Consider the following 18,063-nt stretch of genomic DNA (forward strand, 5'->3'; position numbering starts at 1 on the left):
TCAAACGAACTGCCGGTACACCTTAGAACTGCCAATCGAGGGTCAGACCCACACCGTGGTCTTTCTCGTTGTTACCGATCAGTCCGTTGTAATCCAGGTTCACCCGCACATCGCGGTTGAGCGCCAGACCTGCACGCACACCGACCACTGCGGCGTCGCGATCCATCGACACACTCTGCACGGTGAACGCGCTGTTGCCGTTGGCGAAGGCCAGATGGCTGTCAGCGTCGACACTGCTAAGGTTGTGCTGCCAGCCGAGGCTCGCGCCGAGTTCCAGCTGATGCTGATCCGACAAGGCGAAGCTGCGCTTGGCGCGCACGCCGAGGGTCGACAGCACCACATCGCGATTGTCCTCACCGCCCTTCAACGCTGCCGCGTCACCTTTTTCGGTGAAGCTTTCAGTGTTCAGATGCACGTAGGACAGATTGGCGAACGGCTCCAGATTCATCGGTTGCAGGCCCAGATCATAAGCGGCCTCGGTGAATACTTGAGTGGTTGCGGCATCGTGCTTGGTCTTTTGTCTACCGCTGACGTCCCCAAACTGCAGGTCACGTTTGACGTCGACACGGTGCCAGCTGTACGCGCCACCGACAGTCAGACGCAGCGCATCGATCTGATGCCCCAGGTACGCACCCAAGTGGTAGCTGTCGACCGACGCCGACGAATGCGTGCCGCTGCCCATGCTCAACGAGCTGTCGCTATAACCGGTAACGAAGCCCAGACGGGTATCTTCAGCGATCAAGCCATCGACACCGGCGAGCAAGCCACCGATGGAGCTGTTGGAGTCGGCATTGTCATGCCCGCCATCGCTCTTGCCCCACGAACCCAGCACCTTGACCCAGGCGTTGCTGCGGTCGTCGGTCGGTGCGCCGGCATTGAACAGGTCACGTTCGCGCAGACGCTCGCCCACCGCTTCACGCAGGTAACGGCTGTCGTTGATCAGCATCGTGCCGATGGCCGGGTGAATCTCGCCGGACAGTTGCTGGAAGGCTTGCTGCGCCGACGCCGCATTCGGCGACAGCAACAGGGTTTCGAACAACGCATTGCCGGCGCCCAGACGTTCCGCCGCCGCACCGACCGCACGCTGGTTCGGCGTCAGGCCGACACTGGCGAAAGAAGCATCGTTACGCCCGACTGCCAACTGAATGCCAGTGGCCGAGTACGCCAGCGTACCGCCGAGGAAGGCGTAATCCGGCAACACCTGACCGAAGCGCCCTTCAATGCCGCCCGCCGCTTGCAGGATGTTGTACTGGGTGCCGAGCAGGCTTTGCACTTCGTTGGTGCTCAGCAGCGTCGGGCTGTTTTCCAGCGACATGCTCACTGTGGCGCCTTCAATCACGGCTTTGCCGGTGGCGATGATCTGATCGCTGCTGGTCGGCGACAGCTCTACGGCGTAAGTCGAACCGGGGGCGAAGGTCACGTCACCGGCCACGTTCAGGGTGCCGATGGAGTTACCCGGCGCCACCGTACCGCCGCTTTTCACCGACAGCGCGCCGATATGGCCATTGCCGCCGAGGATACCGCCGTCATTCACCGTCACCGCCGATTGCAGCGAGCCGTTGATGGCCAGCCGTCCCTGATTGACCAGGGTCGGGCCGCTGTAAGTGTTGTTGCCGGTCAGCACCAGGGTGCCGATACCCTGCTTGGTCAAACCGCCGTGACCGGAAATGTCGTTGCGCCAGGTGTCGAGGCCGCAGGTGATGTCGGTGCACACGCGTTCGGTCGGTTTGCCCTGATCGATGATCGCGCCGATGCCCGGCAAGTCCGCGACAAACTGGCCAGAGCCATACGCGCCGTCAATGCGGAATTCCGCCGGAATGTCTTGCTCGGTGACAAACATCGATGGGCCGTCGATGCCCTTGCGCAGGTTGATCATGCCCCAGCCGTACAAGGCGTCGATGCCCGGCGCGCCGAGGTCGGTAGCGGTAGTACGCAAGACCGTGGCGACCTGATCACCGGTCATGTACGGGAAGCGCTCCATCAGCACCGCCATGGAACCGGCCACGTGCGGCGCGGCCATCGAAGTGCCGTTGTAGTTTTTGTAGCTGGTGGTCAGGTTGTCGGCGCTGGTGCCTTCAATGATCGCGCTGAAGATTTTCGTGCCCGGCGCCGAGACGCAGAAACTCGCGGTGTAGCCGCAACGCGAAGAGAACGTACTCATGATGTACGGGTTGGCGCTGGCCAGGTCCGGGTTCTGCTGCAACGCAGCGACGGTGATCCAGTTCGGCGCGATGTCCGGAACGAAATAGCCGAGACCGGCGATGGCATCCGGGTTATTGAGGTTGTAGTCGTTGCCAGCGGCGAAGATCGTCACGATGCCGCTGCGCGCGGCGGCAATTGCGCCATCGTAAGCGCCGCCGGGCTTGGTGCCGAGCAGTGTGCGGATCTCGTTGAACTGCACTTGCGCGTCATTGACGGTGAAGTGCGGGTACGCCGGATTACGCCCGCCGAGGTCGAAACGGTCAGTGATGCCGATGCCCCAACTGTTGTTGATGATCCGCGCGCCGCTGGCGATCAGCGCATCCCAACCGGCCTTGTACACCGCACCGTCGTTACCGCGAACGATGCCGTCCTCCGGGCCCGGGTCGCCGTTGTCGGCGCTGATGATCTGCGCCCCGAATGCCACGCCGTGCATCGGCCCGCCGTCGCGACTGCCGGCGGCGATACCGCCGACGTGGGTGCCGTGGGCGCCGAGTTTGCCGTCGGAGCCGACCGAGGGCGAACCGTCATAGCGGAACGCATCGCCGGCTTTGACCGGGATGTACGGGTCGGTGTATTCGCGAATACCGCTGGTGACCAGGGTGACGACTTTATTGCTGCCGGAGAACTCCGGGTGCGCGGCATACACCGGCTGATCAAAGATCCCCAGTTTCACGCCTTTGCCGGTGTAACCGGCGGCGTAAGCGTGATCGGCACCGATCGCGCCCAGACCCCAATCGGCCTGAAACTCGGTGCTGCGCCAACTCGATGGATCGCCCGTGCGACCGCTCTCCACATAGGGCGCCGCATGGGCTGTGCCGATGGCGCAGAGCACGGCGAGCGTGAGGGTTTTCAGGGCAAAGCGGCCTCCCGTTTGCGCGGGGGTATTGTTGTTATTCATCCAGCGACCTTCCTTAGTGATGTTGCGAAAAATCCGTCTCTTTCTGATCGTTCCCACGCTCCGCGTGGGAATGCCTCTAGGGACGCTCTGCGTCCAGTGACGCGGAGCGTCACGGGCTGCGTTCCCACGCAGAGCGTGGGAACGATCGGAAGCCGGGTTATCTTGCTTAGAACTGCCAGTTCAGGCTCAAGCCAACGCCATGAAGCTTCTCGCGATTGGCCAGTTGTCCGTTGTAATCAAGGTTCACCCGTACGTCTTTGCTCAAGGCCAGGCTGGCCTGCACGCCAACCAGCGCCGCATCGCGCACCAGCGCGGAACTCTCCACCGCGTACGGCGTGCCGCCGCTGGCAAAGCGCAAGTGCTGCTCGGAATCGATATCGCTGAGGCTGTGCTGCCAGCCGAGGTGGCCACTGACGTCCAGTGATTGCTGCGGCGAAAGGTTGAAGGTCTTGATCGCCCGCACGCCGAGGGTGCTCAGCACGGCGTCACGTTGATCGCCCGAGCTTTTCAGCGCGGCCGCGTCGCCCTTCTCGGTCAACCCTTCCGTGTCCAGATGCACGTAGGCCAGGTTGGCGAACGGCTCCAGCGCCAATGGTTGCAGGTGCAAGCGGTAAGCCGCCTCGCCGAACACTTGCGTGGTCGCCGCGTCGACCTTGGCTTTCTGCTTGGCGCTGACGTCGCCGTACTGCAGATCGCGCTTCACATCGGCGCGATGCCAGCTGTACGCCGCGCCAGTGCTCAAGCGCCAGGCGCCGATGTCACGACCGGCGTACGCGCCCAGGTGATAGCTGTCGACTTTGGCCGAGGAATGCGTGCCCGAGCCCATGTTCAACGAACTGTCGCTGTACCCGGTGACCAGACCGATGCGGGTCTGCTCGTCGAGTGCACCGTCGACACCGGCCAGCAGGCCGCCAATCGAAGTGTTGTAGCCCGCCGTGTCATGGCTCGAATCGGTCGTGCCCCACGCTCCAAGGGCCTTGATCCAGCCGTTGCCTTGCGCCGCGTTGGTATCGTGCAGACGCTCGCCGACCGCGTCGCGCAACTGGCGGCTGTCGTTGATCAGCATCGAACTCAACGCCGGGTAGATTTCGCCGCTCAACTGCTGGAAGGCTTGTTGCGCCGAAGCGGCTGTTGGCGAGAGCAACAGGCTTTCATACACCGCGTTGCCGGCGCCCAGACCTTCGACCGCAGCCGCCACCGAGCGCTGATTCGGCGTTTGGCCGACGCTGCCGAACGTTGTCGCATTACGCTCGACATTGAGCTGGATACCGTTGGCGGCGTAGTCGAGGCTGCCGCCGATAAACAGGTAATTCGGCAACACCGCGCCAAACTGGCCCTGAATGCCGCCGGCCGCTTGCAGGATGTCGTACTGGCGCCCGAGCAGGCTTTGCGTCTCGGTGGTGCTGAGCAACGTCGGACTGTTTTCCAGCGACAGGCTGACGGTGGCACCACTGATGTTGGCGGTGCCGCCGGCAACGATGCGGTCGCTGCTGGTGGGCGACAGTTCAACGGCGTAGGTCGAGCCCGGCGCGAAGTTCACATCGCCAGCGACATTCAAGGCGCCGATGGAATTGCCCGGCGCCACGCGGCCGCCGCTGTTGGCGGTCAACGCGCCGATCCGCCCGGAACCACCGAGGGTGCCGCTGTCGTTCACCGTGACAGCGGAAGTCAGCGAACCGTTGACCGTGAGCAAGCCGCCATTGACCGTCGTCGCTCCGCGATAAGTATTGTCGCCGCTGAGGATCAATTGGCCGCCTCCGGACTTGATCAGGCTGCCTTGATACAGCCGGCTCGCCGCCGCTGCATCACGAGCAGTGCCGACCGCATAGTCGGTCTGATCCTGTTGGCTGGCGCCTGCGGCAACGCCGTTCTGCCAGCCCTTGTCCTGCAGGGTTTGCTGCCAGGCTGTGTGCTCGGCGAGGTCTTCGCTTTGGCGTTGAATCAGCGCCTTGTCGGAGATGTCATTGCTCCAGACATCGCGCTGCCCTGCCCCCAGACTGGCATCAAACGCACCGAGCAATTGCCCGGGCCCGCGCATCGCCCGGTCGAGATTGGCCACGCCCCAGCCGACACGTTCGGTCGGGGCATCGGTGACCGAGCCATCCAGTTGCGTGGCGGTGGTCAGCAGCACTTCGAGGGCCTGCTGATTGTTCATGTACGGGTAGCGTTCCATCACCAGTGCCAGTGCACCGGTCGCATGCGGCGCCGACATCGAGGTGCCGGACTTGATCGCGTAACCGCCACCGGGAATGGTGCTGTCGATCTTCGCCCCCGGCGTGGTGATGCACCAGTATTTGGCGAGGCCGCACTGGTTGTACTTCTGCTGATTGCTCTGATCGAGGCCCGACACGGCCAGCCAGTGACCTTCCAGATCCGGCTGAAAGTACGGCAGCGCCGAACGTACGCTGGCGTTTGGATAGCCGCTGTTGCCGGCGCTGAACACGTTGATCACACCACGTCGGGACACATCGGCGGCGGCATCGAGCCAGGTGCCTTTGTTCCAGTGCTGCGCGTAAGCGGCGTGCAGATCCGCCAGGGTGCGATAGCTGACGTCCGGTGGCTGGCTGCCCCAACTGTTGTTGATCGCGCGCACGCCGGCATCGGCGAGCGCGTCATACACCGCTTTGAAATAGCGGGGGTCGGGGTTGGGGCCGAACAGGAAACTGTCGTTCTTGTTGGTGTTGCCGACGTAGATTTGCGCGTTGTACGCCACGCCGTGCATGCCGCTGCCGTCGCGCGAGGCGCCCATGGTGCCGACCACGTGGGTGCCGTGGGAGTCGTTGTTGGGATTGAGGGTGCCATCGACGTTGAACAATGAGCCGTCGATGTAGCTGCCACTGGCCGTGACCGGGTGATAGCGATCGCTGGCGAATTCCGGGTGGGCGGCATCGAAACCAGAGTCGAGGGCGCCGATTTTCACGCCTTTGCCGGTGATGCCGGCGGCGTAGGCTTGCTCGGCCTGCATGCGGCTCAGACCCCAGTCGCGGAGGAACTCAGCGCTGCGCCAACTGGCGGGGTCACTGGGTTTGCCGGTTTCGAGGTACTGGGCCTGAGCCTGGGTTGCAGAAATGACAAGCAGCAGGGTGCCGACCGAAATCGGCTTGATGCGTACGTCCATGTTCACCACTCACTTTTATTGTTTTATGCAGGTTGTTTTGCGGTGTTGCCTGTTCCCCTCAACCCAGCCCTCTCCCCCAGGAGAGGGAGCTGACCGAGGAGTCTTGCGTCATGCATCGACCTGAAAGACCGGATCGATTGTGGATTCGGTGAAGCATTGCCCCTCACCCCAGCCCTCTACCAGAGGGAGAGGGAGCTGACCGAGTTGTCTTGCGTCATGCATCGACCTGAAACACCGGGTCGATTATGGATTCGGTAGAGCACATCCTCGTCAAGGCAAACGGAGCTGATCGATCTTGGATTCGGTGCCGCTCGATCAAGTCGGTGTACTTTTGCAATATCCCCCAATCGGTCCCCTCTCCCTCTGGGAGAGGGTTAGGGTGAGGGCTGTTGAGCGACCACAAAAGCCTCATCCACCCGCGCCAGATCCTGCTCGTTCAAGGTCCCGGCGTAGTAATGCAACTTGGTCCAGGCCATCAGATAGTCGTACCGCGCCTGCGCCAGATCGCGGCGGGTGGTGAACAGTTGTTGTTCGGCGTTCAACGCATCGAGGTTGGTCCGCTCACCACCTAGAATGCTCTGCTTGGTCGACACCACCAGCGCCTCCGCCGAGCTCAGCGCCTTCTGATAAGCGCGCAATTTGCTCACCCCGGACAAACAGGCACTGAACTGCCGACGCAGTTCGATCAGCGTCTCGCGCGTCTTGCCATCAAGCTCGTACTCCGCCTGTTCCATAGTGCGGCTGGCCTGACGCGTCGAGGCCGACACCCCGCCACCGGCATACAACGGCACGCTGACTTCAAAACCGATGGTGTTGGTTTCGTAGCGCTGGTTGTAGGTGTTACCGCTTTCCGATTCGTTCTGGCGCATCGACGCGTAAGCACTGACTTTCGGCAAATGCCCGGCGCGATTGCGCTCCACTTCATACCGCGCGACTTCCACGGCCTGACGCTGCGAGGCCAGATTCGGGTTGTTGCTCACCGCCATCTCGTGCCAGGTATCGTAATTGGCCGGCATCAGCGCAAAAGTCTGGAAATTTTGAGAGAGCGGCGCCAGATCACCAATGTCCACCGCTGGCGAGCCCACCAGCGCACCCAACTCCCGCAGCGCGGCATCCTGTTCGTTGCGCGCCTCGATCTCCTCGGTGGTCGCCAGTTCATAGCGCGACTCGGCCTCAAGAATATCGGTGCGGGTGCCCTCGCCCTGCTTGAACATGTGCTCGTTCTGCTGGAACTGCTGCTCGTACGCTTTCTTCTTCGCCTGGGCGATGTCGATCTGATCCTGCGCGAACAACGCCTTGGTGTAGTTATCCAGCACGCGGACCAACAGCTCCTGGCTCTTGCCGCGAAAGTTTTCGTCGGCAAACAGCGACTGCGCGACGCCTTTGCGATACGCGGCATAGGCCTCGTAGTCGAGCAACGGTTGTTGCAGCGTCAGGGCCGAGCCGTAACTGTTGTAGTTGCGATCATCGGTACGGTTGCGCGCGCGCTCATCCAGAGAGGTGGCTTTCGACGTGTTGCGGCCCTTGTTGTAGGTGTAGCCGATACGCGGTAGCAGCCCGGCGCGGCCGATGGCGCGGTTTTCCAGGCCGGCGTCACGTTCCTTGATCGCCCCGAGGAACACCGGGTCATTGCGCAACGCCTGTTCGTAGATCTCGAACGGCCCCATGGCCGCTACTGCTGAGTGACTCGCGAGCAGCATCATTGCCGCGCCGAGCATGGAAAGCTTATTCATACAGCCGAACATCCTTATTCCTCGGTCAACGCGGAGCCGGCCCGGTCGAGCAGCGGTTTGAACAGATAGTTGAGGAGTGAACGTTCGCCGGTGCGCACGAACATTTCTGCCGGCATGCCGGGCTTGATCACCAGACCGTTGAGTTTTTCCATGGCCTGATCACTGACGCTGCTGCGCAGGACGTAGTACGGCACGCCGGTTTTCTCGTCGACCATCTGGTCGGCGGAAATCAGGCTGACTTCACCCGGTACACGCGGGGTTTTGCTCTGGTTGAACGCGGTAAACAGGATGTCCACGGGCAAATGCGCGCCGACCTTGTCGATCAGGTTGATCGGCAAGTGCCCTTCCACTTCCAGTCGGGTACCTTGCGGGACGATTTCCAGCAGGGTTTCACCCTGACGCACCACAGCGCCTTCGGTGTGCACGCCGAGGTTGACTGCCACACCGTCAGCGGTGGCGATGATTTCGCTGTGCTGCAGGTCGAAACCGGCGGAAGTCAGTTGCTCCGACAGGGTCACGCTTTTCAGCTGCGCGTCGGCCAGTTGCGTGCGGACTTCCTTCTGGTACTCCTCGGCGTGCTGTTGCAGCTTCAGCCGCGACTCGAGGATGCCCTGTTCCACGCGGCCGCTTTCACCGGTGTTTTCCGCCAGTTGCTGTTGCACTTGCGACAGCTGCCGCTGGTACTCCATCAAACGGTTGCGCGGGATGTAGCCGTTGTCCGCCAGCGGTTGCAGGTTGCTCAGCTGTTGTTGCAGCGAATCGGCCTGGGCATTGAGGTCGGTACGCGCGCGGCGCATGCCGGCCAGTTGTGCGGTGGCGCCTTCGATGCTCGCGCGCAGTCCGGCCTGCTCGCGGTAGTATGCCTCGCGGCGGCTGCTGAACAGTTGCCGCTGGCCTTCCAGCACCAGTGCCAGACGCGGATCCGGATCATTGCTCAGCTCGGCCGGAAAGGTTACTTGCTTGAGGTTGTCTCGCTCAGCCTGCCAGCGCGCGAGGCTGGCCCAGGCCATGCGGTATTGCGCTTGCAGCGACTGCACATCGGCGGCGACCTGCGTCTGATCGAGACGAAACAGCGGCTGGCCCTGCTTCACGATTTCGCCTTCGCGCACCAGGATCCGGCTGACCACACCGCTGCTCATCGACTGTACAGCTTTGCGTTTGCCTGACACGACGACCGTGCCCTGCACCGGAATGCCTTGATCGAGCGGCGCCAGAGCGGCCCAAGTGAAGAAACTGCCGGCGCCGACGATCGCCAGAATCCAGCCCATGCGCGCAAAGAATTTCGCATCGCGTTCCGGCCGTTCAGTGATGTAGGCGTGTTCCATTGTCGCTTCGTTTTCAGTGTTCATGCTTGTGCTGCTCATACACCCGAATTCCTTGTCGAGGGCTGATACTGTCGGCTCATGCTGAGCCCGCCCGGTGCCGGTGCAGGTTTTTCCCGTTGCTGTTCCTGCTGCCCGGAAAGTGCCTTGAGCACGTCCTGACTTGGACCAAACGCCTGCAAGCGACCGTCGTTGAGCACCAGCAACTTGTCCGCCTGAGCCAGCACCGAAGAGCGGTGCGTGACCAGTACCACCGTGGTGCCCTGGGCTTTCAGCGCGGCAATGGCGCTGGCCAGCGCTGCTTCGCCGACGGTGTCGAGGTTGGAATTCGGTTCATCCAGCACCACCAGACTTGGCGTGCCGTACATGGAACGCGCCAGGGCCACACGCTGTTTCTGGCCGCCGGACAAACCACTGCCGTCCTCACCCAGTTGCGTGTCGTAGCCTTGCGGCAGGCGCAGGATCATTTCGTGCACGCCAGCCTGTTGCGCAGCGGCGACGACCTTCTGCGGATCGGCCTCGCTGAAACGCGCGATGTTCTCGGCGATGCTGCCGCTGAACAGCTCGATGTCTTGCGGCAGGTAGCCGATGTACGGGCCGAGCTGGTCGCGGTTCCAGCGATGAATGTCCGCGCCATCGAGGCGCACAGTGCCGCCAAGAGTAGGCCAGACACCCACCAGCACACGGGCCAGCGTCGATTTGCCGGAGCCGGAAGCACCGAGCACGCCGAGCACTTCGCCGGCATTCAGACTGAAATTGACCATTTGCAGGGTCGCCGCGCGTTGCCCCGGTGGGCCGGCGCTGACTTGTTCGAAGGTGATCTGGCCTTTCGGCGGCGGCAACGCCATGGCGTCGTCACTCGGCGGGAAGGCTTGCAGCAGCGCATCGAGACGGCGGTAAGCCAGCTTCGCCCCGCTCCACTGTTTCCACACAGCAATCAACTGGTCGATCGGGCTGAGCACGCGGCCCATCAGGATGGAACCGGCGATCATCATCCCGGCAGTCATGTCACCCTTGATCACCAGCAACGCGCCCAAGCCCAAGACCAATGATTGCAGGCACAGGCGCAGGGTTTTGCTCAGGGAGCTGATCACTGCACCGGTATCACTGGCCTGGTTTTGCAGACCGAGGAAACGCGAGTGCACCTGAAACCAGCGCTTGCGCAGGGAACCGAGCATGCCCATCGCCTGAATGGTTTCGGCGTTGTGCAAATGGCTGGTGGCTAACTGACTGGATTTCTGCGAATAACCGGCGGCTTCGCCCAGCGGCTTTTTGGTCATGTATTCGTTGAGGCAGGCCAGGCCGATCAGCAGCAGAGCGCCCGCAGTAGCGAGCACGCCGAGCCAGACGTTGAACAGGTAAATCACAAACAGATAGACCGGGAACCACGGCGCATCGAAAAACGCGAACAGCGCAGGCCCGGTGACGAATTGGCGAATGTGCGTCAGATCGCCCAGCGACTGCCCGGCGTTGCCCTCGCCCTTGAACAGATTGCGTTCGAATGCCGCCTGGTAGACACGCAGGTTGAAGCGGCGCTCCAACTGGCTGCCGATGCGGATCACGATAAAGCTGCGCACCACTTCGAGCAGGCCGATAAAGGCGAAGAAACCGACGACCATTAGCGACAGCATCGCCAGGGTCGTTTCGTTCTGCGACGACAGCACTCGGTCATAGACCTGGAGCATATAGATGGAGGGCACCAGCATCAGCACGTTAATCAGCGCGGTAAAGCAGCCGACGCTGATCAGGATGCTTTTATAGTCACCCAAAGCCTTGAATAACGGAGCGGTGGCTGGGGCCTTCGCCATCTTCATTGATTCTTCCTGAAATGATTGGTCTCGCCACACTTGGACGAGGCTTCAATTAATGTTCCGCTTACCTGCGAAAGATGACTTGCAAGTACCCGCTTACACTTCATAACAACTTGCGCAAATAACAGCGGTGCAGTTGTCGTTCGGCGTTTCTTATAACCAGCTTGTGGCGCTTTATATTAAAACTTTGTCGCAAACTGGATCATCATGACTATTGCGCTGCGCGCTCAAGTGTAATCACCAGGCCCGACTTCAAAGTGGTCAGATAAAGCCCGTCACGTTGTCGGCTGAAAAACTGGATTCTTGAGCCTTCCTTGCCGGTGATGGACAGGCCGTCAGGGTCGGGAAACCAGCCGATCGGGGTTGCTTCTAGCCAAGCACCGAGGCAGTCGGCGCCCTCTCCCAAGGTCTTGTTTACATTCAATTCCAGGGAGCAAGTGTTGGAAGGTTTGTCCTGCTGTTTTTGCGCTTGTGGATCATCACCTCGGGTGGACAGCGTCGCTTGCCACTGCCCGGCAAATACGGAGGGTTCTTCGAGTCTGAGGCTGCTTGCCATACTGGTTTCTCCTGAAATCATGATGAGCGCCGCCGAGAGCCACGCTGCTACCGTGTAGGTAAAAGCTTTATAGATCATAGGAATATTCGCTCCGGCGTGTAGCCTTGCTTACCTGCCAATACGATGCAAGCAAAGAAAGCGGCGCATCACGCGCCGCTTTCCACTGCTACATCACGCCACGATGTCGCTGGTCGCTGCCTGGCCAACGGTGCTGACCTGGAAATCAGCCACGCCGTGCCCGGAGAAGTCCACCGACAGCAGGCTGTTGCCGCCCGACGAAGTCAGGACTGCGTCACCGGCAGCACCGGTGAAGCTGCTGACGAAGTGCAGGCCTGCGCCGTTGGTGATGCCGGTCAGGTCGATTTTGTCGAGGCCGCTGACGAAATCGAGGATCTGATCGATCGCACCCGGCTTGGAGTCGGAACTGGCTGCGAACACAAAGGTGTCCGAACCGGCGCCGCCCCACAGTTTGTCAGCACCACCGCCACCCCAGAGGATGTCGTTGCCGGCACCGCCCTTGAGTTCGTTGGCCACACTGTTGCCGATCAGCAGATCGTTGCCGGAACCGCCAATGGCGTTCTCGATGATCGCGCCTTTGGCGATGGACACGTTACCTACCAGGCCGCCAACGTCGGAGAACGAGGCGTCATTGAGGTTGATCTTCTGGTTCTGGGTGAAGCCCGAGAAGTCCAGAGTATCCTTGCCGCCCGCATCCCACACCGAGAACACCACTTTGTCACTCGACGACGAAGCGCTGAGGAAATCGCGGCCAGTGTTGGAGTTGAAACCGTAGGTGGTGTCACCGGTACGGGTGGTGGTGTTGGCACCGTAGAGCTTCTGGATGGCAGCGATATCGTCCATCAGCGGGCCGGACGAATACGCTTCGACACCGCCCTTGCTGAAGTTCTGATTGGTGTTGCTTTCGCTCCAGTAGCTCATGACGCTGTAGCCGCGGGTGTCTTGCCCGTAGGAGGCGTCGTTGTAGGTCGGGTTGCCATTACCGGCGTTGTAATCGCCAGGGTGAGCAAGGCCCAGGCTATGGCCGATCTCGTGAGTCAGCGTCTGACGACCGTAGTTGTTCAGGTCCGGGTTTTTGTTCTGCGTGTAGCCACTGTTGATCAGGTACCACGAGGTGCCGTCATAACCGGCGCCGGTGCCTGGCAGATAAGCGAACGCTGCAGCGCCATCCTGGCCACCGCTGTAGTTACCGAAGGTCATGTGGCCGTCACCGCCCGAGGCTTTCTCGGTGAAGGTCACGTTGGCCACGTCAGCCCAGGATTGCATGGCGAGCTTGGCCTGGGCTTGTTGTTGCGCACTGAACTGACTGAACCCGCTGATCCCGTGCTTGTTCATCGTGCTCGACGATGCCGAAGTCAGGAACGTATAGGTGAGTTCGATCTTGCCGCTGCCGTCCTTGTCCTGGTAGGCAGCGCCGTCGCGCAGCAACTGGGTTGCGGCCTGGTCGACGGAGAAGGAGGGTTTGCCATTGACCGTGAGGTTGCCGCCACGGTCGTATTGATGGCTGAAGCTATTGATCTGGTTGTACGCCGAGCTGAAGGCAGACAGCTGAAAAGCCTGTTCGGCGGTATCAATAGCATTCGCTTTAACTTTCGACATAAACACACTTCCTTGTTTAGCAATGGAACAGTTTTTGTCCGACAGGACGATCTCTGGCGAGGTCGTCCTATCACTCGCCCAATGAAGGCGTAAGAAACCTGACACAATTTGAAATCTGCCGTAAAGGATTTTTTTGAGGTCAAATCGGGCTGTTTCGCAAAACTGCCGTAAACAAAGCGTGCGGGGATGAAAGAATGTTTTAGTTGCGCGGCTTTTGCCTAATTGTCTGACGATTTTCTATTTAAATATTAAATATCGGTAAGTTGTTTTTTGTTAGGCGCGTCTCACTTTGCTGCACTTTATTAGTGCGCTGCCAGTGTATTGATATCACTCTCTAAAACACTGCAAACCTAATGTGGGAGCGAGCCTGCTCGCGAAGGCGGTCGGTCATCCAACAGCATGTTGTCTGACCCGACGCCTTCGCGAGCAGGCTCGCTCCCACAGGGGATTTGTGTATGCCTGAGTGATTAGCTACCAGTCCGAATCTTGTTCCACACCCGCGTGCGGATCCGGTCGATATTCAACGGCATCGCCTCCAGTGCAAACAACTTGCCCATCATCTCCGGGCTCGGGTACACCTTGGTGTCGTTCTTGATCGCCGGGTCGATCAGGCTATCGGCCTGCTCATTGCCATTGGCGTAATGCACGTAGTTGCTGATGCCGGCCATCACGTCCGGGCGCAGCAGGTAGTTCATGAACGCATAACCGGCCTTCTCGTCCGGCGCATCGGCGGGCATGGCGACCATGTCGAACCAGATGGCTGCGCCTTCCTTGGGAATGTTGTAGCCGATGTCGACACCGTTCTTGGCTTCCTTGGCGCGATTCTCGGCTTGCAGAATGTCGCCAGAGAAACCGACCGCCACGCAGATATCGCCGTTGGCCAGGTCGCTGGTGTATTTCGAAGAGTGGAAGTAGCTGACGTATGGCCGCACTTTCATCAGCAGCGCTTCAGCTTTTTTATAGTCCTCGGGATTTTTGCTGTGGTGCGGCAGGCCCAGGTAGTTGAGCGCCGCCGGGAGCAATTCCGGGCCGTTGTCGAGGATCGCCACGCCGCACTTCTGCAGCTTTTCCATGTATTCGGGCTTGAAGATCAAGTCCCAGGAATCCACCGGGGCATCGTCGCCGAGCACGGCTTTGACTTTGGCGATGTTGTAGCCGATGCCGGTGCTCCCCCACAGATAAGGGAAGCCGTGTTCGTTGTTCGGGTCGTTGGTCTGCAGCGCTTTGAGCAGCACCGGATTGAGGTTTTTCCAGTTCGGCAACTGGCTCTTGTCGAGCTTCTTCAGCGCCCCGCCCTGAATCTGCCGGGCCATGAAGTGGTTGGACGGGAACACCACGTCGTAACCGGATTTACCGGTCATCAACTTGCCGTCGAGGGTTTCGTTGCTGTCGTAGACGTCATAGGTGACGCCGACGCCGGCCTCTTTTTCGAAATTCTTGGTGGTGTCCGGCGCGATGTAGTCGGACCAGTTGTAAACCTTGACCGTTTCCGCTGCCTGAGCAAGGGAAACAGCGAGCATCAGCGGTGCCAGAGCGAGGGTCTTGCGGATCATGGATCGATTCCTGTGTGGGTTTTCTTTTTTGTTGGCAGGCAATCAAAGGATCAAACAATCAGAAAATCAGCACGTAGCTCTTGCGCACGGTTTCCTGGATATCCCAGATGCCGAGCGTGTTGGCTGGCAACATCAGTGCATCGCCGCCTTGTATGTGCAGGGTTTCGCCGCCACCGTCGGGGGTGAACGTGCAGCGCCCGGAAATGAAATGGCAGAACTCCTGCGCGGTGATCTGCCGGCGCCAGCGCCCGGGCGTGCATTCCCAGACGCCGGTTTCGACGCCGTCGTCGCGTTCGACGCTGGTGGTCGAGGCAATTGCGATCGGTTCGCCGAGGGGCACGGCGACCGGGCTGGATTCGTCGAGTTGCAGGGTTGCGGTGTTTTTGAACTGGGTAATGCTCATGGTCTGACCTGTCTTTTAAATAAACGGCTTTTAGTGCATGAAACCTTCCATGAAACCCGCGACCTGGCTGGCGAGTTTGCGCCGCCACGGTGCAGTTGCCGGGTTGGCCAGGGTCTGGTCTTCGTGGACGAAGCTTTTGATGATCGCGTTGTAGCCGAGCCAGCGGCACGGTTCCGGCTCCCACGCGCGCAATGCATGAATGCCGCCGTCGGGCAGTACCCACGGCTGATGAACCAGCTCGGTGTCACGCTCAAGAATCAGATCGGCCAGGGTGCGGCCGCCGAGATTGCTGGCGCCGACGCCCTCCCCGCCATAACCGCCGGACAGCGCGATGCCGTTGGTGCGATCGCAAAGCATGTGTGGTTTGAAGTGCCGCGACATGCCGAGATTGCCGCCCCAGGCGTGGGTGATCTGCACGTTTTTCAGTTGCGGGAAGAGTTCGCCGAACAGGTAACGGCGCAGCTCGACTTCATCACGGGTCAGATCGAAGTCATGGCGCAGTTTGCCGGCGAACTGGTAACCGCCACGGGCGCCGAAGATCAGACGATTGTCGGCGCTGCGCTGGCCGTAGGTGACCTGGCGGCTGAATTCGCTGAAGGCCTGGCCGCGATTGAGGCCGATTTCATCCCAGGTCGCCGCAGACAACGGTTCGGTGGCGACAATCAAGCTTTGCACCGGTAGCTGATAGCGGCCCAGCGGCGGCAAGGTAACCGAATAGCCTTCGACGGCCGGCACGATCCAGCGGCTGCGCACACTGGCCTTGGCGGTGCGCAAACTGCCTGACTGCCAATGCGTGACCGGGCTGTTTTCGTAGATCTTCACGCCCATGTTCTGCACGGTACGCGCCAGACCGCGCACCAGTTTCGCCGGGTGAATGGTCGCCACGTGCGGCGCGTAAATCCCGCCATACGGCTTGGCCACGCGAATCTGTTGCGCCAGTTGTTCCGGGCTGAGCCAGCGGTAATCGTTGTCAGTCAGGCCCTGAGTGTGCAGCTTGGCCAGATATTCACGCAGGCTGGCTTCCTGCTCCGGGTAGCGCGCGGCGCAATAGAGCACGCCGCCCTTGCGGTAATCGCAGTCGATGCCTTCGCGTTCGAGGACGACCTCCACTTCATCGGGAATGCTGTGCAGCAGATCGAAGGATGCGCGGCGCTGCTCTGGCGACAGCCCGGCCAGCAAGCGATCCTCGCCGAGCAGATTGCCCATCAGCCAACCGCCATTGCGCCCGGAAGCACCAAAACCGGCGGTTTGCGCCTCGACGATGGCAATGTCGAGCCCCGGCGCGAGTTTCTTCAGGTAGTACGCGGTCCACAGCCCGGTGTAACCGGCGCCGATGATCGCCACGTCGACGTCCAGATCCCGCTCAAGCGCGGGCCGCGCGGTCAGCGGCTCGTCGAGTTGATCCATCCACAAACTGATAGTGCGCCACGCTGGCATGCAAGACCCCGCCACTGAAATGCTTCGATGGCGTCGATCCTAGTGTGCGGGCTCAGGAGAAGTCTTGCGCGCGTGTCCGCAAAGAAATTTGTTTAACGTAAGCCTTCGGTGACTGGCCGGTGTGCTGACGAAAACAGCTATAGAACGCCGACAACGAGTTGAATCCAGCAGCGAAGGCCAGCTCATCGATGCGCACCGGTGGCGCGGCGCTATCCAGCGCGCGCAGCAAATGCTGCAGGCGCGCCTGATTGACGTAGCGATAGAAGCTTTGCCCGAGCACCTGATTAAGCAGGTAGGAAATCTGATTGCGGCTGTAACCGCACTCCTTCGCTACCCGCTGCAAGTCGAGTTCGGGATCGAGGTACGGCTGCTGCTTTTCGAAGTACTGCTGCAGATCTTCAGCCATGAAGCTCAATTGACGCGGCGACAGGCCCAGACGACTGACCGCCGGGCGCTGACTTGGCGAATTCGTGCCGTCGGTCTGCGTACGCACCAGTGATGCGTACTCGTTGACGCGCCAGATCAACCCGTCCTTGACCGTGATCGCTTCGCTTGAGCGGAACGACACCAGACCGTCGCCGCCACGCAACGTCACTTCGTATTGAATGAACGCCGTACGGCCGTCGACGCGAATGCGGTCGCAATGCTCAAGCAGTTCGTCGGATTCACGCGGCATGCTGACACGCACGTATTCACGTAACTCGTCGAGACCGAGCACGCGGTTCTGAAAGAAATCGTTGTACTGAATGTCCGGGTGGTAAAGCGCCATGACGCTGTCGAGGTCACGGTGCTTCCAGCTCAGGTGATAGCGCATGACCGTGGCCGCCGTGGCTTGGGTCTGTTCTGGGCCGTCGTCGTCGGCGTGCATAGGGAACTCGGCGAAAAAGAATCGAGCTTGCCCAAGTTCACCGCAGGCTTCAATGACTAATCCGTAGTGGCCTTTTGGCGACGATTGCGTAGGCCGTGACTTACATCAAAAAATGCGAAGCAATCGCAAAAAGAACTGAAAAATCTCACAGGAATTTCACACCGGGATGCTACTTTTAATGTCAGTCACCGGTTGAGCCAATGAAGGCTCTTCCCACCTAACATGAGCAAACGGAAGCGCTCGATGAAGAAGGCGGGCAACACATGAATAAAGGGTCAAGCAAAGTCACGTTTCCCAACGCATGCCAGTTGATGCGTTGGCATTTTCATCCGATGGGTTTCGAGGCAACGATGGACGCGCCGGGCAGCATGATCGCCCGTCTGTTCGATCGTGCCAGTGGCGAAACCATGATCGCCATCGCTGGTATCCCGTGCGCGACGGTGATGAATGCAGCGGATGTCGAACGAATCATCGAGGCTGTGGAGGACGAGCTGGAAGCATTCGTACCTCCGGAATCTCTCAGGAGTTACGCATAACCATATGAT

General features: G+C 60.4%; 12 protein-coding genes. 1 reads left to right on the forward strand and 11 read right to left on the reverse strand.

What is annotated here, in order from left to right; all coding sequences use genetic code 11:
- Window positions 1–22: 22 nt before the first annotated feature.
- The 11 genes from L8H52_RS11160 to L8H52_RS11210 form a co-directional block, all read right to left on the reverse strand.
- Window positions 23–3,100 (reverse strand): autotransporter serine protease, encoded by a 3,078-nt coding sequence (locus L8H52_RS11160; protein WP_242207072.1) that lies wholly within the window; start codon window positions 3,098–3,100, stop codon window positions 23–25.
- A 166-nt stretch (window positions 3,101–3,266) separates the two neighbouring features.
- A complete protein-coding gene (locus L8H52_RS11165; RefSeq protein ID WP_242207073.1) occupies window positions 3,267–6,218 on the reverse strand; it encodes an autotransporter serine protease in 2,952 nt (983 codons plus the stop codon).
- A gap of 374 nt (window positions 6,219–6,592) precedes the next feature.
- Entirely contained in the window at window positions 6,593–7,963 is a 1,371-nt protein-coding gene (locus L8H52_RS11170; protein ID WP_242207074.1) for a TolC family outer membrane protein, read from the reverse strand.
- A gap of 2 nt (window positions 7,964–7,965) precedes the next feature.
- A complete protein-coding gene (locus L8H52_RS11175; protein ID WP_242207075.1) occupies window positions 7,966–9,315 on the reverse strand; it encodes an HlyD family type I secretion periplasmic adaptor subunit in 1,350 nt (449 codons plus the stop codon).
- On the reverse strand, window positions 9,312–11,087 hold the full coding sequence (locus L8H52_RS11180; protein ID WP_242207076.1) for a type I secretion system permease/ATPase: 1,776 nt from the start codon (window positions 11,085–11,087) through the stop codon (window positions 9,312–9,314). The genes L8H52_RS11175 and L8H52_RS11180 overlap by 4 nt, the downstream gene beginning before the upstream one ends.
- Before the next feature lie 208 nt (window positions 11,088–11,295).
- Window positions 11,296–11,718 carry an AprI/Inh family metalloprotease inhibitor gene (locus L8H52_RS11185; RefSeq protein WP_242207077.1) on the reverse strand — a complete coding sequence of 141 codons (423 nt, stop codon included), beginning with the start codon at window positions 11,716–11,718 and terminating at the stop codon, window positions 11,296–11,298.
- Window positions 11,719–11,811: 93 nt separating this feature from the next.
- A complete protein-coding gene (locus L8H52_RS11190) occupies window positions 11,812–13,257 on the reverse strand; it encodes a serralysin family metalloprotease (RefSeq protein WP_242207078.1) in 1,446 nt (481 codons plus the stop codon).
- Window positions 13,258–13,724: 467 nt separating this feature from the next.
- Entirely contained in the window at window positions 13,725–14,810 is a 1,086-nt protein-coding gene (locus L8H52_RS11195; protein WP_242207079.1) for a polyamine ABC transporter substrate-binding protein, read from the reverse strand.
- Between the two features lie 58 nt (window positions 14,811–14,868).
- Window positions 14,869–15,213 carry a cupin domain-containing protein gene (locus L8H52_RS11200; RefSeq protein ID WP_242207080.1) on the reverse strand — a complete coding sequence of 115 codons (345 nt, stop codon included), beginning with the start codon at window positions 15,211–15,213 and terminating at the stop codon, window positions 14,869–14,871.
- A 30-nt stretch (window positions 15,214–15,243) separates the two neighbouring features.
- Complete coding sequence (locus L8H52_RS11205; protein WP_242207081.1) at window positions 15,244–16,650, reverse strand: FAD-dependent oxidoreductase; 1,407 nt, start codon at window positions 16,648–16,650, stop codon at window positions 15,244–15,246.
- A 52-nt stretch (window positions 16,651–16,702) separates the two neighbouring features.
- On the reverse strand, window positions 16,703–17,518 hold the full coding sequence (locus tag L8H52_RS11210; RefSeq protein WP_242207082.1) for a helix-turn-helix domain-containing protein: 816 nt from the start codon (window positions 17,516–17,518) through the stop codon (window positions 16,703–16,705).
- Between the two features lie 263 nt (window positions 17,519–17,781).
- On the opposite strand from L8H52_RS11210, the gene L8H52_RS11215 reads away from it, so the two are divergent.
- Entirely contained in the window at window positions 17,782–18,054 is a 273-nt protein-coding gene (locus tag L8H52_RS11215) for a DUF1652 domain-containing protein (protein WP_038367758.1), read from the forward strand.
- The last annotated feature ends 9 nt before the right edge of the window (window positions 18,055–18,063 follow it).

Origin of the sequence: Pseudomonas sp. CROZ-RG-20F-R04-15, assembly GCF_022662375.1 — a bacterium.
Lineage (GTDB): Bacteria > Pseudomonadota > Gammaproteobacteria > Pseudomonadales > Pseudomonadaceae > Aquipseudomonas.